The following is a 23,479-nucleotide window of genomic DNA, read 5'->3' as shown; positions in this document are numbered from 1 at the left end:
ACGCAGCATAGCGCTGCCCTCGGAGGGCGGCGAGCCGGCTCGGAGATTCAGGCAAGAAAGCGGGAGGAATTGACAAAGACTATTGGCGCTCGGGCTCCAATAATTCGTAACACCATCAACCGAACCAAGGAGTGATCGCCATGACCCGAGTTACCCTCGTGACGGGCGCCAGCCGCGGGCTGGGCCGAGCCACCGCCCTGAGCATCGCCCGCAGCGGCGGGGATGTCATCGTGACGTACCAGCGCCGGGCCGGCGAGGCGAACGCCGTCGTCGCCGAGATCGAGGCACTGGGCCGCAAGGCCTGTGCGCTGCAGCTCGACACCGGCGACATCGATACCTTCGCCGCCTTCGCCCAAACGCTGCGCGCCGCCCTGCGCCAGACATGGCAGCGCGACACCTTCGATCATCTGGTCAACAACGCCGGCCACGGCGACTATGCGTTGATCGGCGACACCACCGAAGCGCAGTTCGACGCGCTGGTCAACGTGCACTTCAAGGGCGTGTATTTCCTGACGCAGACGCTGCTGCCGCTGATCGCCGACGGCGGGCGCATCGTGAACCTGTCCAGCGGGCTGACGCGGGTGTCCTTCCCCGGCTACGCGGCCTACGCCGCGGTCAAGGGCGCGGTGGAAGTGCTGACCCGGTATCTGGCGAAGGAACTCGGCGCGCGCGGCATCGCCGTCAATACCGTGGCCCCGGGCGCGATCGAAACCGACTTTGGCGGCGGCGCCGTGCGCGACAACCCGGAGATCAACAAGCTGTTCGCCGAGATGACCGCGCTGGGCCGCGCCGGCGTGCCCGACGATATCGGGCCGATGATTGCCGGCCTGCTGTCGGAGGGCCATCGCTGGGTCAACGCCCAGCGGATCGAGGTGTCGGGAGGACAGGGAATCTAGGGCGGCACGCTTCGAACATGACGGAAACATGCCGACGATATGCCGCGAACATGCCGGCGCCCCGGACCCTGACCGGGGCCGCCTGGCGGGAATGCCGCCAGGCTGATCCCAATCGATCTCAGTCGATCGACGCCCCCCACCGTCTTGACGACGTTCGCCCACTTCTGGCGGTCGGCCTTCACCGTGGCGCGGAACTGGTCGACGGTCTCGACGCGCGGCGTGTTGCCGGCCTCGACCAGCTTCTGGCGCACCGCCGGATTTTCCAGCGCGACGCGCACGGCCTCGTTGACCTTGCGGGCGATCTGCGGGTCCAGCCCCTTGGGACCGAAGAAGCCGAACCAGATCGTGCTGTTGTAGTTCGGCACGCCGCTCTCGGCGATGGTCGGCACATCGGGGATCACCGGCACGCGCTTGGCGGTGGTCACGCCGAGCAGGCGCACCTTGCCGGCGCGGTATTGCGGCAGCACGCTCTGCACCTGGTTGAAGATGCAGCAGACCTCGCCCTTGAGCACCGCCTGCAGCGCGTCCGGGCCGCCCTTGTACGGCACGTGGACCATGTCGAGGCCGGCGCGCGCGTTGAACTCGGCGAAGGCCAGATGCGTGCCGGTGCCGTTGCCGGTGGACGCGTAGTTGTACTTGCCGGGGTTGGCCTTGACCTTCTCGATGAATTCCTTGACCGACTTGACGTCGATCACCGCCGGATTGACCGTCAGCACGTTCGAGACCTCGACCAGCGGGGCGATCGGCGTGAAGTCCGCCTCGGCATCGAACGGCAGGTTCTTGTACAGCGCCGGGTTGATGCCATGGGTCGCGGCGGTGCCCAGCAGCAGCGTATAGCCGTCCGGCCTGGCGTGGGCGACCACTTCGGAAGCCACGTTGCCGCCGGCGCCCGGCCGGTAGTCGTACAGGATCGTGGTCTTGAGCGACTTCTGCAGCGAGTCCTGCAGCGTGCGGCCGACCATGTCGACGCCTGAGCCGGCGGTAAAGCCCATCAGGATCGTGATCGGCTTGTTGTCGGGCCAGTTGGCCGGGCCCTGGGCGTGCGCGGACGGAGCCAACGACAGGCAGGCGAGGCTGCCCAGGCTGGCCAGGGTGGCGGCAAGACGGGTCACGAGGCGGCGGGTCGAGGTGCGGGTCATGGCGGCGGAATCGAAATACCAGGGATCGAAAGGCAGAAAGACAGGCCGAATACAGGCCGAATACAGGTCGAATACAGACCGAGAAACGGCTTGGCCGGCGGGCCCGCTGCCTGGCATGCGCTGCGGGGGCCGGATTCCAAAGCAAGTACGATACCAATGAATCGCCACTTTCCAAACGATTGAGTTCGCTTGAGCGTATGCCGTGCCGATATAAGCCCGGCGCGACATCGGCCGGATCTCCGCCGATCCCCGCCCTGGCGGCGCTTTACCGCCACCTCCCCGCGTTGGCACGGGGTGTGCCGGGGCTTACAATGTCGCCTTTGCACCTTTTTTGACGTTTTTGCGGGAGACGAGCATGTCGATGGCCGATCGTGACGGAAAGATCTGGATGGATGGCAAGTTGATCGATTGGCGCGACGCCAAGATCCACGTGCTGACCCATACCCTGCACTACGGCATGGGCGTATTCGAGGGCGTGCGCGCCTACAAGACGCCGGCCGGCACCGCGATCTTCCGGCTCAAGGAGCACACCCGCCGGCTGTTCAACTCCGCCAAGATCTTCCAGATGGAGATCCCGTTCGACCAGGCGACCCTGGAGGCGGCGCAGCGCGAGGTGGTCAAGGCCAACCAGCTCGAGTCCTGCTACATCCGCCCGCTGGTCTGGATCGGCTCGGAAAAGCTCGGCGTCTCCGCGCGCGGCAACACCATCCACGTGGCGATCGCCGCCTGGCCCTGGGGCGCCTATCTGGGCGAGGAAGGCATGGAGCGCGGCATCCGCGTCAAGACGTCCTCGTTCACCCGCCATCACGTCAACGTGTCGCTGGTGCGCGCCAAGGCCAGCGGCTACTACATCAACTCGATCCTGGCCAACCAGGAGGCGACCAGCCTCGGCTACGACGAGGCGCTGCTGCTCGACACCGACGGCTATGTCAGCGAAGGCTCCGGCGAGAACGTGTTCATCGTGCGCAACGGCGTGATCTACACCCCGGACCTGGCCTCCTGCCTGGACGGCATCACCCGCGACGCGACGCTGACGATCGCGCGCGACCTGGGCATCGAAGTCCGCGAGAAGCGCATCACCCGCGACGAGGTCTATTGCAGCGACGAGGCCTTCTTCACCGGCACCGCGGCCGAAGTCACGCCGATCCGCGAGCTCGATGACCGCGTCATCGGCGAAGGCCGCCGCGGCCCGATCACCAAGCAGATCCAGGACGCGTTCTTCGCCGCCGTCGGCGGCACCAACGAGAAATACCAGCACTGGCTGACCCTGGTCTGATGCCGGCGGGCCCGGCCGCCCCAGGCGCCGGGCCTGCCTTCGCAGCACGAGCCAGAACCCTCCCCCTGACAAGACTGACCCCGCAACACCATGACGCAAACCGCAAACGTCGTCGAAATCGGCGCCGAAGACCTTCCGCTGCACTGCCCCACGCCCAATACGCCGACCTGGAACTACCATCCGCGCGTGTTCCTCGATGTGGCGGACACCGGCCAGGCCAAGTGCCCGTACTGCGGCACCGTCTACCAGCTCAAGCCGGGCACCGTGCTCAAGGGCCACCACTGATCGCCCGCTCGTCCGTTCCCGCGCGCGGCCACGCTGGCGTGTCCGCGCCCGCGCCGCAAGCGGTGCCGGCCCCGACCGCCTTACCGGCAGGGGCCGCTTCGCCCGCCGGCGCCGAACGCCCCGTTTCGCTCTCGCCGCTCTGCCGCCCCGGTCACCTCCCGGGCGGCACGGCGGCGCCTTGCTTATGAACAAAGCCCTCGTCATCGCGCCCAACTGGATCGGCGACGCCCTGATGGCGCAGCCGCTGTTCGCGCTGCTCAAGCAACGCCATCCGCGTCTGGCCATCGATGCGCTCGCGCCGAAATGGGTCGCGCCCGTCCTCGCGCGCATGCCCGAGATCGGGCGCGTGTTTCCCAGCGACCTGGCGCACGGCAAGCTGCAGCTGTCGGCGCGGCTGATGTTCGCCCAGCAGCTGAAGAACGAAGGCTACGACGTCGCCTACGTGCTGCCCAACTCGCTGAAGTCCGCGCTGATCCCGTGGCTGGCCGGCATTCCGCTGCGGGTCGGCTATCGCGGCGAGGCGCGCTTCGGCCTGCTCAACATCCGCCACGCCAATCCGCCGAAGGACAAGCGTCCGCCGATGGTCGAGCACTATGCGCGGCTGGCGCTCAAACCCGGCGCGCGGCTGCCCGAGGGCCTGCCCGAGCCGCGGCTGCGCGTCGATCCGGCGCGCGTGGTCAAGACCGCCGAGCGCTTCGACATCGCGCCGCAGACCCGGCTGATCGCCTTCTGCCCGGGCGCCGAATACGGTCCGGCCAAGCGCTGGCCCGCCGCGCATTTCGCCGAGCTGGCGCAGATGCTGCGCCGCTCGTACCCGTACGCGCAGATCGTGACGCTCGGTTCGGCCAAGGACGGCGAGATCGCCGCCGAGATCTGCGCCGGCGCGCCCTTCGTGCGCAACCTGTGCGGCCAGACCTCGCTGGACGACGCGGTCGACCTGCTGGCACTGTCCGAGGCGGCGGTCTGCAACGACTCCGGCCTGATGCACGTGACCGCCGCGCTGAACCGGCCGCAGGTCGCGGTATTCGGTTCCAGCGATCCGCGCCATACGCCCCCGCTGTCACAGGCAGCGAGTATCATGTGGCTCCAGCTCGAGTGCAGCCCCTGTTTCCAGCGCGAATGCCCGCTCGGCCATCTGCGCTGCTTGCGGGAGATCGAGCCGGAAATGGTCTTCGTGGAGCTGCGCAAGCTGCTGCACCGGCCCTGATGGAATTACCGCTGACTGAACAGCTGAACCGCGCGCGCCGACCCGGCGCCGCCAGGCGCGTCCGGCGCGCCGTTGATTGACCCGCGATGGCCGTCCCGGCCCACACCGCCAGACACCGGCGACCGGGACGGCTTCGATTCATGGCCCGGCCTGCCGGCGGGGCCCACCGACCGATCCCGCCATGCCTCGCTTCGCCCGCCTGTTCGATTCCGCCGAAGACATCCTGGAAGCCTTTCGCGAGGCATTGAAGCTGCGCGATGCCGAAGGCGCGCTGAAGCTGTGGCTGGACGAGGATTCGATCACCTGCGTGATGCCCGACGGCCAGCGGCTGATCGGCCACGAGCATCTGCGCCAGGCCTTCCTGCAGCTGCTGGACCGCCAGCCGGTGCTGATCGACGTGCTCGAGAGCAGCAGCCATTCGACGCTCGGCGTCTCGATCTTCGACGTCACCGAGGCGCTGCGCTTCGCCACCGACCGCGTCGAGGCCGACCTGTACGTGCACACCACCTACGTGCTGCTGCAGAACCACGAGGGCTGGCGCCTGGCGCATATCCATTGCAGCCCGGCCAACGCCGCGCAGGTCGCGATCTCGACGGCGACGGCCAAGCAGGCCCTGCACTGAACCGACCGGGGAAGCGCCCGGCATCGGACCACCCGCCGTCATGTCCCGCCCCGCCGACCTGCTCCGGCATCCGCCCTCGCCCCTGGCCGACCCGCACGGTTTCGACGCCCACGCGCGCATGCCATGGTGGCTGCGCGACGGCCATAGCCAGACCATCATCCCGGCCCGGCTCACGCGCCGGCCGCGCGTGAGCTTTCGCCGCGAACGCTGGGACACCCCCGACGGCGACTTCATCGACCTGGACTGGACCACGCACCCGATCGCGCCCGGCACCCCGCTGCTGGTGCTGTTCCACGGCCTGGAGGGCAACTCGACCAGCCACTACGCGCAGTCGATGATGGCGGCGCTGCGCGAGCGCGGCTGGCAGGGCGTGATCCCGCATTTCCGCGGCTGCTCGGGCGAGCTGAACCTGGCGCCGCGCTTCTACCATTCCGGCGACTACGTCGAGATCGACTGGGTGCTGCGGCGGCTGCGCGAGCGGCATGCGGCCGATGGCCGGCGGCTGTACGCGCTGGGCATCTCGCTGGGGGGCAATGCGCTGCTGCGCTACCTGGGCGAGGCGCAGTCGAGCGCCGGCTTCCTGGCCGGGGCCGCCTCGGTGTCCGCGCCGCTCGATCTCGCGGGCGGCGGCGCGGCGCTGTCGCGCGGCTTCAACCGCGTCTATACGCAGATGTTCCTGCAGACGCTCAAGCGCAAGTCGCTGGACAAGCTGGCCCAGTATCCGGGCTTGTTCGACCGCGCCGCGCTGCTGGCCAGCCGCGACCTCTATGCCTTCGACAACGTGGTCACGGCTCCGCTGCACGGCTTTCGCGATACCGACGACTACTGGGCGCGCGCCGCCAGCAAGCCGGTGCTGCGCCATATCGCGGTACCGACGCTGGTGCTGAACGCGCGCAACGACCCCTTCCTGCCGGCGCGCTATCTGCCGGGCCCGCGCGACGTCAGCGGGCTGGTGCTGCTGGACCAGCCCGAGCATGGCGGACACGTGGGATTTCTGGCGCCGCCGCGCGACTGGCGGCGCCATCTGCCGCTGTCCTCGCTGCTGCCGGGCGGCGGCCATACCGACTGGCTGCCGGCGCGCGTGCTGCGATTCTTCGATAGCCTGGGCTGACAGGGTCTACGCTGGGAACGTAGTGTATTGCGGCGTATAGCGGGCGTATTGCGGGCGTATTGGGGGGCCTGGTGCAGGCCTGCTGCGGGCCTGCGGCCGGCCTGGTGCGGCCCTTCTGTCGGCCCGCTACGGGCGGGTGTATTGCAACGAGCCCGCCAGCCGCGCAGGCAAGGAGTTCAACAGGAGACGAGCATGGACGATATCGTCAAGCAGGCGATGGCCCGCTGGCCCAATGTCCCCTACTGCTATGGCTGGCTCGCGCTGGACCGGCGCGGGCAATGGCGCATCCGCAACGAGTACGCGCAGCAGCATGGCCTGTCCGGCGATCCGCTGCGGCATCCCGCGCTGGTGGCCTTTATCGAACGCAACTACGTGTGCGACGAGCATGGCGCCTGGTTCTTCCAGAACGGGCCGCAGCGCGTGTTCGTCGAGCTCGCCTATGCGCCCTGGGTAGTGCGGCTGCATCAGGGTCAATTCCACACCACCTCGCAGCGGGCCTTCACGCCGCGGTCCTGCCATGCCGACGAGCACGGCAACGTGGTGCTGGTGGGCGAGATCGAGGGCTGGAATGAGGGCGGGAGCGAAGGCGTGAACGCGGGCAGGAACGAGGGCAGGAACGAGGGCAGGAACGAGGGCAGGAACGCGCTTCATGTCGCGCTGCTGCACGACCACGATCTCGATGCATTCAGCGGCAGTTGCGACTGGCACGGCGAGGCATGCGGCACGGACCTTGGCGTCTTCCACTTCGGCGGCCAGGATCTGCCGATCGAGCCGATCGCCGAGGCCGAGGTGCCGCGGCGCTTCGGCTTCGTGCGGCAGCCGCGGCCGGCACCGCAGCAGCAGGCCCAGGAACCGCCGCCGTCCCGCTGAAGCGCGGGATGGCGCGCGCGGCGGCGGCCGCTGCGGATTCCGCTTCGGCTTTGGCTTTGGCTATAGCTGTGCCTGCGGCTGCGGCACCGGCACCGGCACCGGCACCGGCACCGGCACCGGCTTCGGCTACAGCTGCGGCTTCGGCTTCGGCTACAGCTGCGGCTGCGGCTGCGGCCGCTGCAGCCGCAGCGCCTCAGTTCGGCATGCCCTTGTTGTCCTGCCGTTCTTCCCGATACTGCCGCTCGAGCTGGTGCAGCCGGGCATCGACCTCGGACAGCGTATAGAAGTCGCCGTCGCCGGCCTTGCGCGCGATCTGCAGCTGTTCGATTGCGGCCTGATAGGCGCCGTCGCGCGCGTATTTCTCGGCCAGCGCCTGATGTTGCTGCACGCGCTTGCCCTGCGCCGCGTAGGCGCGCGCCAGGAGCTCCCACCATTCCGAGCGCGCGCTCTCCTCGCGGGTGCGCGAACGCAGGAAGGTCACCAGTTCCTCGGCGCGGCCCGCGCCCAACAGCGTCTCCGCATACGACAGCGCGACCGCGTGCGACAGCGGGAAGGTCTTCATCGAGGCCAGCGCCTGTCGGACCGCGTCGGGCACGCGGCCCTGCGCGCGCGCCAGCTCGATCGCCATCACGTCGAGCATCGGGCTGCCCGATGACGCGCCGGGGATATTGCCGTACAGCCGGCGCGCCTCGGCCAGCGCCTGCTCGGCCTGCACCAGCCGGCCCAGCCGTTGCTCGGCGAAGGCGATGCCGTAGTAGATCGCCGGCTGCCGCATCGGCGATGCGCTGGACAACTGGGCCTGCAGCGCGGCGCGCGCGTTCTGGATATCGGTGGGATTGGCTTCCTGCAGGATGCGCGCGCGCACCCGCGCGAATTCGTACTCGGGCGTGCTGCCGACCTTGCGCGCCGGCAGATGGCTGGCGCGGTCCTGCATGTCGGCAATCCGCTCGGAAGTCAGCGGGTGGGTGCGCACATAGGACGGCACCGAGCTCTCCGAAATGCCGGTGACACGCTGCAGCCGGCGGAAGAAATCCGGCATGCCCTGCGGATCGAAGCCGGCGGCCGACAGGATCTGGAAGCCGACGCGGTCGGCCTCGCGCTCGGCGCCGCGCGAGAACGACAGCTGGTTGGCCAGCGCCGCGCCCTGCCCGCCCATCGCCAGCGCGGCGGCGGCGTCGGGGCTGCGGGTCGCGGCCAGCCCGGCCAGCACCATCGACGCCAGCGCGATCCACATCGACTGATCCTGGCTGGTGATGCCGCGCGCGATATGCCGCTGCGTGACGTGGCCGATCTCGTGGCCGAGCACCGATGCCAGTTCCGACTCGGTGTCCGACTGCACCAGCAGGCCGGTATGCACACCGATATAGCCGCCGGGCAGCGCAAACGCGTTGATGGTCCGATCGCGCACGGCGAACAGCTCGAAGCCCGTGGCGAAGGTGCCGCCGCCGGTGGTGCCCGCGAGGTTCTGGCGGCGCGCGGCCTGGATCAGCTTGTAGCCGAGCGCGTTCAGATAATCGGCGAGCAGCGCATCGGTGACGTACTGCGGATCGCGGCGGATGTCGCGCATGATGCGGTCGCCCAGCCGCTTCTCCATGTCGGGCGACAGCGCCGCGGTCGACGGGTCGCCCATGTCGGGCAGCTGGATGCCGTTGCTCTCGACCACCGGGTTGCCGCTGCGCAGGCCGAAGTCGGACTTCTGCCCGGCCTTCACGCTGCGGTTCAGGTTGTCGTAGACCTGATCGCTGGCGTCACCCGGCAGACCCAGCAGCGGCGGCGCGATCGTCGGTACCGCCTTGTCCGCCGGCGCCGATGCGGCCTGCGGCCAGGCCGGCGTGGCCAGCGCCAGCATCAGCAGCGCGGCCAGCGGGCGACGCAGCGCGGCGAGATGGAGTCCGCCATGGCGCGATGCGGGCGCCGAGCGCGAGCGCCTGGCGGCACGGCGCTCGGCACCGGGCTCCGCACGAAGATCGGCACGGGGATCAGCACCGCGATCGGCGTCGAGATCGGCACCGGAATCGGCACGGAGGTCGGCACCCGGATCGACACGGGAATCGGTGCGAAGATCGGCGCAAAAATCGGCGAGCGGAGCGCGCCGGGCGACGGGGCGGAAAATCAGCATGTTGCTATGATAGCGGCCTGGCGCGACCGTTCCGCGCCAGGCGGCCGCGCCTGCCCTGCGTCCTGCCTTTCCGGATTTCCTGCGATTTCCTTCGATCCCCTCCCGCTTCGACGGCAACCCTTCGACGGCAACCGTTCGACGCCAACCCTGCGACGCCAATCATGAGCAAGCTCACTCACTTCGATACCGCCGGCCAGGCGCATATGGTGGATGTCGGCGGCAAGGACGCCACCCACCGCGTGGCGATCGCCACCGGCACCATCACGATGGCGCCGCAAACCTTCGCGCTGGTGCGCGACGGCACCGCGAAGAAGGGCGACGTGCTCGGCATCGCGCGCATCGCCGGCATCATGGCCACCAAGCGCACCGCCGACCTGATTCCGCTATGCCATCCGCTGGCGCTGACCAAGGTCGCGCTCGACTTCGCGCTGGACGAGGCGGCCAGTTCCGTGCACTGCACCGTCCGCGCCGAGACGCGCGGCCAGACCGGCGTCGAGATGGAAGCGCTGACCGGCGTGCAGGTCGCGCTGCTGACGATCTACGACATGTGCAAGGCCGCCGACCGCGGCATGGTGATGGGCGGCATCCGCCTGCTGGAGAAGCATGGCGGCAAGTCGGGGGATTGGGTGGCGGAGTAAGGCAGGCACCGAAACGCCCCGTAAGAGGGGTAATGCGGCCAGGGCCAGGCCAGCACGCTGCGCGGCCCCGCCTCCCCCGCTCCCCGGCTCCCCCGGCTCCCCGGCTCCCCGGCTCCCCGGCTCCCGGCTCCCCCGGCTCCCCCCGCGCCCCCCGCTAGTGGCGCAGGCCGAACGCGGCGACGTGCCGGCCGCCGGCGGGCAGATTGGCCGCGGCGAGCAGCGCGTCGGCGAGCAGGTCCTGTCCTTCCGGGCTCAGGTGGATGTCGTCGAGATAGGCCACATCGCGTGCGCGCCGCTCGGCCTCGCGCATGCTGATGACCGGCACCTCGTATTCCTCGCACAGCCGGGAGAAGGCCTGCAGGCCGGCGGGCAGGCCGGCGCCGTCCAGTTCGTCGCGCTCGTAGTGCTGTACCAGCCGGACCTGCACGCCGGCGCGCCTGGCCATCACGAACAGTTCGGCCAGGTCGCGCAGCGAGGCGGCGCGATCGGCATCGGTCGATTCGCGTACCGGTCCCGGCGATTGGTCCATCCCGAGATAGGCAGGCAGATAGCGCGTGGCGCCCTCAAGCAGGGCCGACAGCGGCGGTTGCGAGGGATGGGTATCCGGCCGCAGCGGCGCAAAGGTCGGCACATCGCCATAGTCGGCGCCGTTGACGACGATGATCGCGGTATCGGCGTCGAGGAAGCCGAAGCGCCGCGCGTAGGCGAGCCAGTTGCCCGGTCCCCAGCTGAATGCCGCCACATTGCCCACGGTCGCCACCTGGCCGGTCTGGCCCAGCCGCACCCGCAATTGCTCGGTCGCGAGGCGTCCCTGGTCCACCTGCGCGCCGCCGTTGACGACCGAATCGCCGAACACCAGCACGCGCCTCTCCCCGGCCGCGCCTTTCTTCGGCTCGAAATCTTCCGACCGCATGCCGAAGCGGTTGACCACATAGCGATGGCCGAAGCGCTTCACGCGCTGGTTGGGCTTGAGCAGGTACTCGATTTCCGGATCGGTCTGATAGAGCGGCGGATCGCCCAGGCCGAGGCCGGCGCGCGCCAGCACCTCGGTGGTGATGACGGCCACCAGTCCCAGGACAGCCATCGTCAGGATCCTTCGCTTGCCAGTCCGCATTCGTCTCTCCCGTGTGACACAGGCACCGGGCGAGTCTATGGGCCGGAACTGGCGTGACAAATCGTGCCGACGGATGAAATGCCGCCCGCCGGCGCTTCCCCGGAAACGAGGGCCGCCGTGGCTTGCCGCAGCGCGGCGCTCCTCCTTCGGTCTACCGCCCTACCGTGGTATCGGTGTGGCGGCCCGGCGGCGCTGGACCCACTCGCAGAATTCGCGCGGCCGGCGGGCAACGTCCACGCCCTCGCAATAGCCGGCCACACGGGCGAACTGGGCGGCCTCGTCGCCGCGATAGTAGTAGCGCAGCCGCTGGAGCCATTCCCGGCCCCGCTCCGGCTCGCCGTTCAGCGCCAGCAGCCAGGCCCCGCGCGCGATCATCGTGGGGGGTCGGCAACAGGTGGATCGCGGCGACATGCGGCGGCAGCCACGCATCGGCCCCGTCGGCGGTCAGCGGCGCCAGCTCGGCCCGGTGCGCCTCCGCGTGCTGGCCGAACCAGAGCTTCGGCGCCGGCAAGGCGTCGACCCGCGCCGTGCTGGCGTACTCGCGCGCCTCGACGCGGCGGTAGTCCTGCCACATCGTCGCCAGCACCAGGACCGCCGCCACGCCGACCACCGCGGGCGCGGCCACGGCCAGCGGGCGCGGCAAGCGGGTGACCGCGATCGCGGCGGGCTCGAGCCATCCCAGCAGGAAACAGAACGGAAGCAGGAAATACAGGTAGTGCAGCGGGTATTCGAGCATCGAGTGCGCGCACAGCATCGCCAGCCACGTCAGCGCCGCCGCGGTGCGGGCGCGTTCCGCCGTATCGGCACGCCACAGCCGCGCGCGCACCACGCGCCATAGCCAGGCCGCCAGAAACAGCGCGACGCCAGCGGTGCCGACGATCCCGGTCTTGGCCAGCAGGTCCAGCACGGCGTTATGCGCGTGCAGCGACATCTCGACGGTGATGCCAAGCCGCGCCAGCTGTTCGAACTGTGCCCAGCCGAATTCGCCCCAGCCGACGCCGAACCAGGGATGCGCGACGAACATCGCCCACGCATGGCCCCACAGCGCACCGCGCGCGGAAATCTGGTCGCCGGCCTGCAGTTGCGCCATGGTGTCGAACAGCGACCAGCCGAACGCCTGCCCCGCCGCCTTGATCGCCGGCTGCAGCAGCATCAGCATCGCCACCAGCGCGGCGGCCGCAACCACGAGCCCGGCGGGCGCACGCAAGGACCAACGCCCCGACGCCGGCGCCGCGTCCTGCGCGGAGCGCGCCAGCCAGGCCGCGACCAGCGCATGGCAGGCGGCCAGGCCCACGTGCAGCACGCCGGTGCGCGAGCCGGACAGCACCACGCCGCTCTCGATCAGCGCCACCGCGACGAGCCACGGCAGCGCGCGCAGCTTGCCGCGCGAGGCGAGCCACACCGACGCCGCCAGCGCCAGCCCATGCACGGTCGCCTGGTGGTTGGGCTGGTTCAGATTGCCCCACAGCCGGCGATTGGCGTCGTAGAAGTAGTCGGACACCAGCCCGAAGCTGTCGCCCTCGAGCCGGAACAATTGCACCCATTGGGCCAGCGTGCCGAACAGCCCGGCCGCCAGCCAGGCCGTCGCGAACGCGGTCAGCACTGCGTCAGCGTCGAGCGCGCGGCGATAGCGATGGCCAGCCCAGATCGCCGCGCTGGCGAGCAGCAAGGCCGCCAGCGTCAGGCTGCGGCTGCCGGTCACGTCCGGCTGGCCCGCCAGCGTGGCGCCCGTGCCCAGCGCGATCAGCCAGAGGCAGAACGCGGCCACGAGGGGAACGCCGCCGGGGGGCCGCGGAAGCATTGGGGGGCACCAGGGCGGGCACCAGCGGCGGCACCCCCCGGCGGCACCAGCGGCGGCACCCCCGGCGGCGCGCAGCGCGGTGGACCACAGCACCAGCACGACGAAGGCCAGCGCCGACGCCCACTCGCCGTAGAAGGTGGCCAGCGGCAAGGTGTGTTTGGAGACGAGCGGCGGCAACGCGACGGCCATTGCCAACAGTGGGCACGCCAACTCCAGCGCAACATTCCTGCGCAAATTCACATTCGATTCCCAACGAAGGCGACGCGCCCATGGGCGCGTGGCCGAGATGATCCTTGCGCGGTCCGGCATGGCTGGCGTCATCCGTCATGACACCGGCGCCGCTGCCCGACTACGCCCTCGCCTGCGATGTATCGGCGGGCGACTGGCTGTTCCTGAGGACATACTGCCTGGCGACCGCGTTCTCGATCGTGGTGCCGATCTCCCAGCTGACCGAGGTCGCGTTGACCGATGGCCGCAGCGTGATGTCCCTGCCGTCGACCCCGGCGCCGAGCCCGCCGGCGGCCAGCGTCAGCGTGATCACGCCCGGACCGCTGACGGTCGCCTGCGCGATCTCGCGGTTCCGCGCGAACGGCGGAATCGCGGCGGCCGCGTTGTCGTCATTGCAATCGTCGAGCACACCGCCCGCTTCCTGCGCGCACAGGCTGACCGCCATCTTCAGGGGCGCGGCCGCCGTCAGCACGCTCGACAGCCTGGCCCGAATTGTATCGTCCCGATATTGCGGCACCGCGATGGCGGCAAGGATGCCGATGATGGCGACCACCACCATCAGCTCGATCAGCGTGAAGGCGCGATGGAGGCGATGGAGGCGATGGAGACGATGGACGCGGCGGCCCCGCGGCAAGCGTGCGGCGACTGGCATGGAGCGACTCCCGAACGGTTGGAAGGCCGACAGTATCGGGCGGGCGGACCGCGCTTCGTCGTCCATTCACAAAATTTGGCATCGAGGCGTTGCCCGCCCGCACCGTTCGTGCCGATATCGCTGTCTCCGATTGCTCACCCCGATTGCTCACCCCGATTGCTCACCCCGATTGCTCGCCGCGCCTGTTCGCCTCGACTGCTGGCCCCGACCGCCGGCATGGAACGCGCGCATGAAAAAGCCCGGCAACGCTGGCGCGTGCCGGGCTGGGTTCGCATGGCCGCGCCCGCCCGAAGACGGGCGAGCGCGCCGGGCGGGGCGTCAGGCGGTCTGCGCGCCTCGCTTCTGCATCAGCTTGCCGATCACCACCACCAGGATCGCGCCGATGGCGCCGAACACCAGGTGGGCATGGGGCACGTGCACTTCAAACCAGGCGGCGTCGACCGGATCGCTGACCAGCATCTCGCCGGCCAGATAGCCGAGCAGCGCGGCGCCGGCCACGATGATCACGGGGAAGCGTTCCATCACCTTCAGCAGCAGCGTGCTGCCGAACACGATCAGCGGAATCGACAGGCCCAGGCCGATCACCAGCAGCAGCAGCTGGCTGCCCTCCGGGCCCTTCTGCGCGGCCGCGGCCACCGCCACCACGTTGTCGAGCGACATCACCAGGTCGGCGATCAGGATGGTGCGGATCGCGGCCCAGATATTGTCCTTGGCGTCGTGGCCTTCCTCGTCGTCATCGCCGGTCAGCAGCTGCACGCCGATATAGACCAGCAGGATCGCGCCGATGATCTTCAGGTACGGCAGGCTCAGCAGCTTGACCGCGGCGACGGTCAGCACCACGCGCATGATGATCGCGGCGGCGCTGCCCCAGAAGATCGCGCGCTTCTGCTGCGCCGGCGGCAGGTTGCGCGAGGCCAGCGCGATCACGACGGCGTTGTCGCCGGACAGCACGATATTGGTCAGGATGATGGATCCCAGGGCGATCCAGAACGTGGTGGACGACAGCAATTCCACTGCGTGGCTCCTCGAAGTCGATATTGGAATTGGAATGAAGACGGGGTATCAGGGACAGCCAGCAACGGGGCTTGCCCGTCCGCGACTGCGGCCTTTCGGATGTCTGACGCCCAAGACATTGAGATGTACCGCAGCAACCTTTCGTTTTGATTTCAACAAACCGGCAAATACATCAGAGAATGATCTATTGGCCGCTGTAGTGGCGTCAAAACGACAATGCCCTCGCGGGGGAGCGAGGGCATTGCAGGGGGCACCGCAGCGGACCACGGTGCCGGCGGAGGGGACCGGCAAAGCCGGTCCCGGCCTGTATTACAGGATCGACTTCAGCAGGCGGCCCATTTCCGACGGGTTCTTGGTGACCTTGATACCGCAGGACTCCATGATCTCCAGCTTGGCCTGCGCCGTGTCGGCACCGCCCGAGATCAGCGCGCCGGCGTGGCCCATGCGCTTGCCCGGAGGCGCCGTCACGCCGGCGATGAAGCCGACCACCGGCTTCTTCATGTTGTCCTTGATCCAGTGGGCGGCATTGGCCTCGTCCGGACCGCCGATCTCGCCGATCATCACGACCGCATCCGTGTCCGGATCGTCGTTGAACATCTTCATCACGTCGATGTGCTTCAGACCGTTGATCGGGTCGCCACCGATGCCGACGGCCGACGACTGGCCCAGGCCCAGCGCCGTCAGCTGGCCCACGGCTTCATAGGTCAGCGTGCCCGAGCGCGACACCACGCCGATGCGGCCCTTCTTGTGGATGTGGCCCGGCATGATGCCGATCTTGATTTCGTCCGGCGTGATCAGGCCCGGGCAGTTCGGTCCGAGCAGCAGCGTCTTCTTGTTTTCGCGGCGCATGCGGTCCTTGACTTCCATCATGTCGCGCACGGGAATGCCTTCGGTGATGCAGACCACCAGGTCCAGGTCGGCGTCCACGGCTTCCCAGATCGCGGCGGCGGCGCCTGCGGGCGGGACGTAGATCACCGACACGGTGGCGCCGGTCTGGGCCTTGGCGTCCTTGACGCTCGCGTAGATGGGAATGCCCTCGAAGTCCTCGCCGGCCTTCTTCGGGTTCACGCCGGCGACGAAGGCGTTCTTGCCGTTGGCGTAGTCGCGGCAGCCACGGGTGTGGAACTGGCCGGTCTTGCCGGTAATACCTTGGGTGATGACCTTGGTGTCTTTGTTGATCAGAATCGACATGCTGTAATCCTTTGCTTGGCTGTCGCGGCGGGCGCCCGGCGCCACGCCGCTCGCTTTCGGTTTCGCGTCTGGCTTACTTGCCTGCGGCCGCGGCCACCACCTTCTGGGCCGCTTCTTCCATGGTGTCGGCGGAGATGATCGGCAGGCCCGACTCGGCCAGCATCTTCTTGCCGAGGTCTTCGTTGGTGCCCTTCATGCGGACGACCAGCGGCACGCCGAGCTGCACCGCCTTCGAGGCCGAGATCACGCGCTTCGGCGATCACGTCGCAGCGCATGATGCCGCCGAAGATGTTGACCAGGATGGCCTGCACGTTGGGGTTCTTGAGCATCAGCTTGAAGGCCTCGGTCACCTTCTCCGTGGTGGCGCCGCCGCCCACGTCGAGGAAGTTGGCCGGCTCGCCGCCGAACAGCTTGATGGTGTCCATGGTGGCCATCGCCAGGCCGGCGCCGTTGACCAGGCAGCCGATATTGCCGTCGAGCGAGATGTAGGCCAGGTCGAACTTCGAGGCTTCGATTTCAGCCGGATCTTCTTCGTCCAGGTCGCGGTAGGCGACGATTTCCGGGTGGCGGAACAGCGCGTTCGAGTCGAAGTTGAACTTGGCGTCGAGCGCGATCACCTTGCCGTCGCCGGTCAGGATCATCGGGTTGATTTCGGCCAGCGAGGCGTCGGTGTCCCAGAACGCCTTGTACAGGCCCTGCAGCGCCTGGCGGGCTTGCGACAGGCTGGCGTCGGGCACGCCGATCTTGCGGGCGATGTCGTCGGCGTCCTTGTCGGTCAGGCCGATCGACGGCTCGATGATCAGCGTGTGGATCTTCTCGGGGGTCTGCGCGGCGACTTCCTCGATGTCCATGCCGCCTTCGCTCGAGGCCATCAGCGCGACCTTCTGCGACACGCGGTCCACGACCAGGCTGACGTACAGTTCCTTCTTGATGTCAGCGCCTTCTTCGATCAGCAGGCGGTTGACCTTCTTGCCTTCCGGACCGGTCTGGTGCGTGACCAGCTGCATGCCCAGGATGTTGCTGGCGTAGGTCTTGACCTCGTCCAGGCTCTTGGCCACCTTGACGCCGCCACCCTTGCCGCGGCCGCCGGCGTGAATCTGCGCCTTGACGACCCACACCGGGCCGCCAAGCTGTTCGGCCGCCTTCAGCGCTTCTTCGACCGAGAATGCGGGGATACCGCGGGGAACCGGCACATTGTATTTGCGCAGGATTTCCTTGCCTTGGTACTCATGGATATTCATGCGTGTTTCCTTTCGGGTAGGCGTAAATGGGTAGAAAAGCCGGGTAGTAAAGCGTGGTGATAAAGCGGGAGAGGTCCAGATCTCGGTGGGGATCCCGGAACCTCACCCGGAGGTTCCGGTGGACCGGTGCGAGGCGCCGCCGTCGTCGTCGGCAATCGCCTGCGGGGCCTGCGGTGACTGCGGTGGCGAGGCCGGCGGCGCATCGGCCCGGACTCTCGGTTTCGGCTGGTGTCCGTACCAGCGCGGATAAAACTGGCGAACCACCTCGCCTTCGAAGTGCAGCGCATGGCAGCCATGCAGCTGGTAGGGCGGTTCGGGATTGCTGTCGTCGCTGGCGCCGTCGCGAATCTTGAAGACGTCGCCAGCAAAGGCCTGGATTGCCGTGGTCGGCAGGATCCCGGCCAGTTCGGTCAGATGGGTGCAGCCGGCCACCCCGCCCAGGCGCTCGCGCACGGCCTTGCGGAAGCCCTTCATCAGGTTCAGGCCGATCAACTGGCGGTAGGCCGGGCCGATGGTGTCGCAGTGGCCGGGATAGGGAACCCAGTCGGAGCAGGCCTCGGCGTCGACCACGTTCATGCGCAGGTCGATGGTCACGCGCAGCCACAGGTCGTGCAGCGGCTGGCCGATCGGCCGCACGCCGCCGCCTGCCAGCGGAATGTCGCGGGGCTTGGTGTCGGTGAGCCGGGCCTCGATGTCCCACAGGCCGTCTTCGCGGAGATACGCCTCGGCCGTGATGGCGCGACGATGACGCAGGGCGCGATTGACGGGGGGCGGAAAGCGGCATGGCACCAGGCTGTGACAAGGGAAGGCGCGGCGGAACCGGCCTGAAGACGATTTGCTGCGGGCGCACGAATTCGCGCCGCGCTTGCGGAAAACTCGTGGAGTTTAACATGCCGGACCGCATTGGCCGGGAATACCCGGATGTGCGCAATGTCGAGCCCGATTGTCGGCGCGGATGATCGGACTGACCGGGCGGACTACGGCGGCGGACTACGGCGCCGCACTACCGCGTCGGACGGACGCGTCGGACGGACGCGCCGGAATAACGCGGCGGCTGCATCACATCCTGCACGCCTGCCGCTCCGGCACGCCGTTCCATCGGTCTTTCACTCGCCCTCTTCGTCCGGCGGCCGCTCGGCGTCGCGGATCACCCGGCTGATCGCCGCCTGGGAGAAGCCGCGCGCCGTCAGGAAGCGCAGCTGTTTGGCCTTCTCCTCCGGCGTGGCCGGCGCCACGCCAAAGCGCTTGCGCCAGACCTCGCGCGCCCGTTCGAGCTCGGTGGCGCGCAGCTGCTGCTGCAGGTCGGCCAGCTGCTCGCCGTCGAGCTGGTGGGTCCGGGCTTCCTGCATGACGCGCGAAGCGCCATAGCGGCTGGCGCGCCGGTGCACCAGGCTCTCGGCAAAGCGGGCGTTCGACAGCCAGTTCTCGCGCTCCAGCGTATCGAGCAGGCGCTCCAGTTCCTCCGGCGACTCGGCATGCGGCGCCAGCTTGCGGGCCAGTTCCGCGCGGCTATGCTCGCGGCGCGACAGATAGCCGACCGCGCGCGCTTTCAGGGACAGCGGAGGACGGGGCATGACGTTGGGGGAGAACGGCGGATGAGCGGGAGGCAGGGAACAGCGGAGGCGGGACTCCCCTCTCCCGCTCGCGGGAGAGGGTGGAGCGAGAGGGAACGCGGCGCTCGCAGGCCCGGCGAAGCCGAGCCCGTCGGCGCCGCACACCCCGCTTACTCTTCCGCCAGCGCCGGCGTGCCGTTCATCGGCACCACGCCGAGGGCGGCGCGGACCTTGTTCTCGATTTCGGCGGCGATATCCGGATTCTCGCGCAGGAATTCGCGCGCATTGTCCTTGCCCTGGCCGATCTTCTCGCCGTTGTAGCTGTACCAGGCGCCCGACTTCTCGACGATCTTGGCGTCCACGCCGAGGTCGATGATCTCGCCTTGGCGCGAGATGCCCTGGCCGTACAGGATGTCGAAGAAGGCCTCGCGGAACGGCGGCGACACCTTGTTCTTGACCACTTTGACCTTGGTCTCGTTGCCGATCACGTCGTCGCCCTTCTTGATCGAGCCGATGCGGCGGATGTCGAGGCGGACGGAGGCGTAGAACTTCAGCGCATTGCCGCCGGTCGTGGTTTCCGGGGAGCCGAACATCACGCCGATCTTCATGCGGATCTGGTTGATGAAGATCACCAGGCAGTTGGTGCGCTTGATGGTGCCGGTCAGCTTGCGCAGCGCCTGGCTCATCAGGCGGGCCTGCAGGCCCGGCAGCGCGTCGCCCATCTCGCCTTCGATTTCGGCCCGGGGCACCAGTGCCGCCACCGAGTCGATCACGATCAGGTCGACCGAGCCCGAGCGCACCAGCGCGTCGGTGATTTCCAGCGCCTGTTCGCCGGTGTCCGGCTGCGAGATCAGCAGATCGCTGACGCTGACGCCCAGCTTGCTGGCGTAGTTGACGTCCAGCGCGTGCTCGGCGTCGATGAACGCGCAGGTGCCGCCCAGCTTCTGCATCTCGGCGACCACCTGCAGCGTCAGCGTGGTCTTGCCCGACGATTCCGGGCCGTAGATCTCGACGACCCGGCCGCGCGGCAGGCCGCCGACGCCCAGCGCGATGTCCAGGCCCAGCGAGCCGGTCGACACCACCTGGATGTCCTGCTCGACCTCGCCGTCGCCCATCCGCATGATCGAGCCCTTGCCGAACTGCTTCTCGATCTGGGCCAGCGCGGCGGCCAGCGCCTTCTGCTTCTCGGCGCTCACGCCAGCTGCCTTCTTGCCGTCATCCATGGTCGTCCTTCCGTCAATGGTGTATAAATAGGCCGCATGCGGCGCGCCGCCTGCTATTCGGTGCCGATATTGTGCGGCACCTCGTTACGCAGACTCACGCGCCCGACCCGCGCCACCCCGGCGGTCTGCATCGTCGGAGCGCGCTGCGGCAACGCATTCTAGAGGCGGAGCATGGCAGCCGTGAATCAGCATCGGCTCAAAAATGCGGCCGGGTTGGACCACGGCACCGCCCGGCTGACCGACGCCCTCTCTGACGCGTGGCCCCGGTTGCGATCCAGCCCCATGCGCCCGCCTGGAATCAGCGGGTACTGTATAAAAAAACAGTATGCTTGGCAAGCCCCATTTCATCCCATAGTGCGCATGACTGTCGGGAGAACCGGGGGACCGGCGCGGGCCAGCGCCCGCCTGCCGAGCCAGGGGGAGACCACCATGCGCATTCTGATTGCCGAAGACGACGACGTGCTGGCCGACGGCCTGACCCGTTCCCTGCGCCATTCCGGCTATGCGGTCGACCATGTGGCCAACGGCATGGAAGCCGATTCGGCGCTGTCCACGCAGGCCTACGACCTGGTCATTCTCGATCTGGGGCTGCCCCGCATGCCGGGGCTCGAAGTCCTGAAGCGGCTGCGCGCGCGGCGCGATGGTGCCGGTACTGATCCTGACCGCCGCCGACAGCGTCGACGAGCGCGTCAAGGGCCTGGACCTGGGCGCCGACGACTATATGGCCAAGCCCTTCGCGCTGTCGGAACTGGAGGCCCGCGTGCGCGCGCTGGTGCGGCGCGGCACCGGCGGCGGCGCCACGCTGATGCGGCACGGGCCGCTCGCGTTCGACCAGGTCGGCCGCATCGCCTATCTGAACGACCAGATGCTGGACCTGTCCGCGCGCGAGGTCGGCCTGCTCGAGATCCTGCTGACGCGCTCCGGCCGGCTGGTGTCGAAGGAGCAGCTGGTCGACCACCTGTGCGAATGGGGCGAGGAAGTCAGCAACAACGCGATCGAGGTCTACGTGCACCGGCTGCGCAAGAAGATCGAGGTCGGCGGCATTCGCATCGCCACCGTGCGCGGCCTGGGCTATTGCCTGGAGAAATTCCAGCCGGCCCCGGCGGCGGCGCATTCCTGATTCGGCCGACGGCAGCGACGCCGCGGCTTTCCCTTCGAACCTGCCCGGCCGCCGGCCGCTCTCGTCCACCACGCCCTTCGCATGTATCCGCTGCGCCTGCCCTGGAAACGCCCGTCGCCGGCGATCGGCGACACGCGCCGCCGCCGCGCCGCCGCGGCGGCCACCGCCGAGGACGAGGTCAGCGACGAGATGCTGGCCGACGCCCTGCCCCATCTGGAGGACGACGCCGGGCACGCATCGCCGCGCTCGCTGTTCGGCGAGATCCTCGACTGGATGCTGGCGCCGCTGCTGCTGCTGTGGCCGCTGAGCATTGCGGTGACCTACCTGGTCGCCAAGTCGATCGCCAACGGCCCCTACGACCGCGCGCTCGAATCGAGCGCGATCGTGCTGTCGCAGCAGGTGCGCGAGGTCAACGGCGGCGTGACGCTGCAGCTGCCGCTGTCCGCGCGCGAGATCCTGCGCGCCGACGAGACCGACGCGGTCTACTACCAGGTGGTGGGCACGCGTGGCGAGCTGGTGGCGGGCGATCGCGACCTGCCGCTGCCGGTCGAGGAGGACCGCGGACACGCCGGGCTGGTGTCGCTGCGCGACGACCAGGTGGCCGGCAACGACGTGCGGGTGGCGTACACCTATGTCGAGATGCCGGCCGTGCCGGGCGGCCATCCGGTGCTGGTGCAGGTGGCCGAGACGCTCGACAAGCGCGCGCGCCTGGCCAACGAGATCATCAAGGGCGTGATCCTGCCGCAGTTCGTGATCCTGCCGCTGGCGGTGCTGCTGGTGTGGTTCGGCCTGTCGCGCGGGCTGGCGCCGCTGACCGCGATCCAGCAGCGCATTCGCGCGCGCAATCCGGGCGACACCAGTCCGATCGACGAACAGGCCGCGCCGCAGGAAATCACGCCGCTGGTCGCCTCGTTCAACGAACTGCTCGAGCGGCTCGACCAATCGGTGCAGACGCAGAAGCGCTTCATCGCCGATGCCGCGCACCAGATGAAGACGCCGCTGGCCGGGCTGCGCATGCAGGCCGAACTGGCGCAGCGCGAGCAGTCGCCGGAGGAACTGCGCAAGTCGCTGGCGCAGATCGCCGGCAGCTCGCAGCGCACCGCGCATCTGGTCACGCAACTGCTGTCGCTGGCGCGCATGGAGAACTTCGCCGGCAGCGGCAACATGGCGCCGCTCGACCTGGCCGCGCTGGCGCGCGAGGTGGTCAAGGACTGGCTGCCGCAGGCCTGGGCCAAGCGCATCGACCTGGGCCTCGATGCGTCGGACCATCCGGTGATGGTCCAGGGCAACCGCCTGATGCTGACCGAGATGCTGAACAACCTGCTCGACAACGCGATCCGCTACACGCCGCCCGGGGGGCCACGCCACCGTGCGGGTCAGCGCCGATCCGTTCGAACCGTTCGCCTATCTGGACGTGGAGGACACCGGGCCGGGCATTCCGCCGGCCGAGCGACCGCGCGTGATGGAGCGCTTCTATCGCGTGCTGGGCACCAGCACCGAGGGCAGCGGGCTGGGCTTGGCGATCGTGCGCGAGATCGTGCAGCAGCACGGCGGCGACGTCGCCATCGAGGACCACGTCTACCAGCAGCAGCCGCGCCTGGCCGGTGCGCGGCTGCGCGTGACGCTGCGCCGCCCGGCGTCCGCGGAGGCGGCATGAACGCGCCCGATCCGGTACGCCTTGCCCGCCAGCAGCGCGCCGCGGCCGCCTGGCGCACCAACCTGCGCTGGACCGCGGTGCTGCTCGCGCTGTGGTTTGCCGGCACGTTCGGCGTCAGCTGGTTCGCGCGCGAGCTGCGCTTCGACTTCTTCGGCTGGCCCTTCTCGTTCTGGGCCGGCGCGCAAGGGCTGCTGATCCTGTACGTGCTGATGGCGGCGGCCTATGCCTGGCGCATGAACCGGGCCGATCGCGAGATCGGCGAGCCGGCGGACGAGGCAAGGGACGAGACGGGGGACGCGCCGAGGGACGATGGCGGACACGCCAACGACGGCGATGCCGCGCGGCACCGCTGAACGCCGCGGCCGCGCTGGGCACCTGCTCACCATCCTTTTCGGCGCCGTGCGCACCGCCCCCAGCATTGCCTGCAACTCGGCCTGCAGCGCGGCCTGCAACACCGCCTGCAGCCCTGCTCGGCGCGTGATCGGGACCTGTGGCATCCCGCATCGCAGCATCGCCCCTCTC

The 23,479-nt window shown here is 68.9% G+C and carries 18 protein-coding genes and 4 pseudogenes; 11 read left to right on the top strand and 11 right to left on the bottom strand.

All coding sequences use genetic code 11. The features are described 5' to 3' along the window. Positions 1–140: 140 nt before the first annotated feature. Positions 141–896, top strand: coding sequence for an SDR family NAD(P)-dependent oxidoreductase (locus tag OJJOAM_RS13135; protein ID WP_422648195.1), 756 nt, complete (start codon positions 141–143; stop codon positions 894–896). Here the strand turns inward: OJJOAM_RS13135 and OJJOAM_RS13130 are convergent. Beyond that, entirely contained in the window at positions 893–2,035 is a 1,143-nt protein-coding gene (locus tag OJJOAM_RS13130; RefSeq protein ID WP_422648194.1) for a Bug family tripartite tricarboxylate transporter substrate binding protein, read from the bottom strand. The genes OJJOAM_RS13135 and OJJOAM_RS13130 overlap by 4 nt on opposite strands. A gap of 355 nt (positions 2,036–2,390) precedes the next feature. On the opposite strand from OJJOAM_RS13130, the gene OJJOAM_RS13125 reads away from it, so the two are divergent. From OJJOAM_RS13125 to OJJOAM_RS13100, 6 genes are all read left to right on the top strand, one after another. After that, positions 2,391–3,311, top strand: a complete 921-nt coding sequence (locus OJJOAM_RS13125; protein WP_149316823.1) for a branched-chain amino acid transaminase — start codon at positions 2,391–2,393, stop codon at positions 3,309–3,311. 90 nt (positions 3,312–3,401) lie between these two features. Further along, positions 3,402–3,596 (top strand): zinc-finger domain-containing protein, encoded by a 195-nt coding sequence (locus OJJOAM_RS13120; RefSeq protein ID WP_006575845.1) that lies wholly within the window; start codon positions 3,402–3,404, stop codon positions 3,594–3,596. Positions 3,597–3,780: 184 nt separating this feature from the next. Further along, the gene (gene waaF / locus OJJOAM_RS13115) at positions 3,781–4,803 is read left to right on the top strand and encodes a lipopolysaccharide heptosyltransferase II (RefSeq protein ID WP_149316822.1); all 1,023 of its coding nucleotides are present in this window, start codon (positions 3,781–3,783) and stop codon (positions 4,801–4,803) included. A 181-nt stretch (positions 4,804–4,984) separates the two neighbouring features. Then, complete coding sequence (locus OJJOAM_RS13110) at positions 4,985–5,425, top strand: YybH family protein (protein ID WP_422648193.1); 441 nt, start codon at positions 4,985–4,987, stop codon at positions 5,423–5,425. A gap of 118 nt (positions 5,426–5,543) precedes the next feature. After that, on the top strand, positions 5,544–6,536 hold the full coding sequence (locus tag OJJOAM_RS13105) for a YheT family hydrolase (protein ID WP_422649587.1): 993 nt from the start codon (positions 5,544–5,546) through the stop codon (positions 6,534–6,536). Between the two features lie 192 nt (positions 6,537–6,728). Further along, positions 6,729–7,406, top strand: a complete 678-nt coding sequence (locus OJJOAM_RS13100) for a DUF2946 family protein (protein ID WP_422648192.1) — start codon at positions 6,729–6,731, stop codon at positions 7,404–7,406. Between the two features lie 193 nt (positions 7,407–7,599). Here the strand turns inward: OJJOAM_RS13100 and OJJOAM_RS13095 are convergent, their stop codons facing one another. Beyond that, positions 7,600–9,525, bottom strand: a complete 1,926-nt coding sequence (locus tag OJJOAM_RS13095) for a M48 family metalloprotease (RefSeq protein ID WP_422648191.1) — start codon at positions 9,523–9,525, stop codon at positions 7,600–7,602. Between the two features lie 161 nt (positions 9,526–9,686). Between OJJOAM_RS13095 and moaC the strand changes: the two genes are divergently transcribed. Continuing rightward, on the top strand, positions 9,687–10,163 hold the full coding sequence (gene moaC, locus OJJOAM_RS13090; protein WP_422648190.1) for a cyclic pyranopterin monophosphate synthase MoaC: 477 nt from the start codon (positions 9,687–9,689) through the stop codon (positions 10,161–10,163). 154 nt (positions 10,164–10,317) lie between these two features. Here the strand turns inward: moaC and OJJOAM_RS13085 are convergent, their stop codons facing one another. The 9 genes and pseudogenes from OJJOAM_RS13085 to recA form a co-directional block, all read right to left on the bottom strand. Next, on the bottom strand, positions 10,318–11,247 hold the full coding sequence (locus OJJOAM_RS13085) for a hypothetical protein (protein ID WP_422648189.1): 930 nt from the start codon (positions 11,245–11,247) through the stop codon (positions 10,318–10,320). 181 nt (positions 11,248–11,428) lie between these two features. Next, entirely contained in the window at positions 11,429–13,228 is a 1,800-nt protein-coding gene (locus OJJOAM_RS13080; RefSeq protein ID WP_422648188.1) for a Wzy polymerase domain-containing protein, read from the bottom strand. Positions 13,229–13,427: 199 nt separating this feature from the next. Continuing rightward, the gene (locus tag OJJOAM_RS13075) at positions 13,428–13,958 is read right to left on the bottom strand and encodes a pilin (protein ID WP_422648187.1); all 531 of its coding nucleotides are present in this window, start codon (positions 13,956–13,958) and stop codon (positions 13,428–13,430) included. Between the two features lie 318 nt (positions 13,959–14,276). Beyond that, positions 14,277–14,972 (bottom strand): TerC family protein, encoded by a 696-nt coding sequence (locus OJJOAM_RS13070; protein ID WP_150083306.1) that lies wholly within the window; start codon positions 14,970–14,972, stop codon positions 14,277–14,279. A gap of 309 nt (positions 14,973–15,281) precedes the next feature. Beyond that, positions 15,282–16,163: a succinate--CoA ligase subunit alpha gene (sucD, locus tag OJJOAM_RS13065; RefSeq protein WP_422648186.1), complete on the bottom strand. Its 882-nt coding sequence runs from the start codon at positions 16,161–16,163 to the stop codon at positions 15,282–15,284. Between the two features lie 73 nt (positions 16,164–16,236). Beyond that, positions 16,237–17,404 (bottom strand): annotated as a pseudogene (gene sucC / locus OJJOAM_RS13060) (ADP-forming succinate--CoA ligase subunit beta). A 102-nt stretch (positions 17,405–17,506) separates the two neighbouring features. Then, positions 17,507–18,188: pseudogene (locus tag OJJOAM_RS13055) on the bottom strand (DUF2889 domain-containing protein). Positions 18,189–18,510: 322 nt separating this feature from the next. Then, a complete protein-coding gene (gene recX, locus OJJOAM_RS13050; RefSeq protein WP_149316811.1) occupies positions 18,511–18,978 on the bottom strand; it encodes a recombination regulator RecX in 468 nt (155 codons plus the stop codon). A 149-nt stretch (positions 18,979–19,127) separates the two neighbouring features. Continuing rightward, the gene (recA, locus tag OJJOAM_RS13045) at positions 19,128–20,180 is read right to left on the bottom strand and encodes a recombinase RecA (RefSeq protein ID WP_422648185.1); all 1,053 of its coding nucleotides are present in this window, start codon (positions 20,178–20,180) and stop codon (positions 19,128–19,130) included. A 429-nt stretch (positions 20,181–20,609) separates the two neighbouring features. Here recA and OJJOAM_RS13040 point away from each other — a divergent pair. The 3 genes and pseudogenes from OJJOAM_RS13040 to OJJOAM_RS13030 all read left to right on the top strand — a co-directional run bounded on the left by OJJOAM_RS13040 (position 20,610) and on the right by OJJOAM_RS13030 (position 23,310). After that, positions 20,610–21,300 (top strand): annotated as a pseudogene (locus tag OJJOAM_RS13040) (response regulator). An 81-nt stretch (positions 21,301–21,381) separates the two neighbouring features. Then, positions 21,382–22,957 (top strand): annotated as a pseudogene (locus OJJOAM_RS13035) (sensor histidine kinase N-terminal domain-containing protein). Further along, the gene (locus OJJOAM_RS13030; RefSeq protein ID WP_422648184.1) at positions 22,954–23,310 is read left to right on the top strand and encodes a DUF4212 domain-containing protein; all 357 of its coding nucleotides are present in this window, start codon (positions 22,954–22,956) and stop codon (positions 23,308–23,310) included. The pseudogene OJJOAM_RS13035 and the gene OJJOAM_RS13030 overlap by 4 nt, the downstream one beginning before the upstream one ends. Positions 23,311–23,479: the final 169 nt, after the last annotated feature.

This window comes from Cupriavidus sp. H18C1 (genome assembly GCF_049311595.1).
Lineage (GTDB): Bacteria > Pseudomonadota > Gammaproteobacteria > Burkholderiales > Burkholderiaceae > Cupriavidus > Cupriavidus cauae.
Note: the sequence above shows the minus strand (reverse complement) of the source record. Positions and strands in the feature narration are given on the sequence as shown.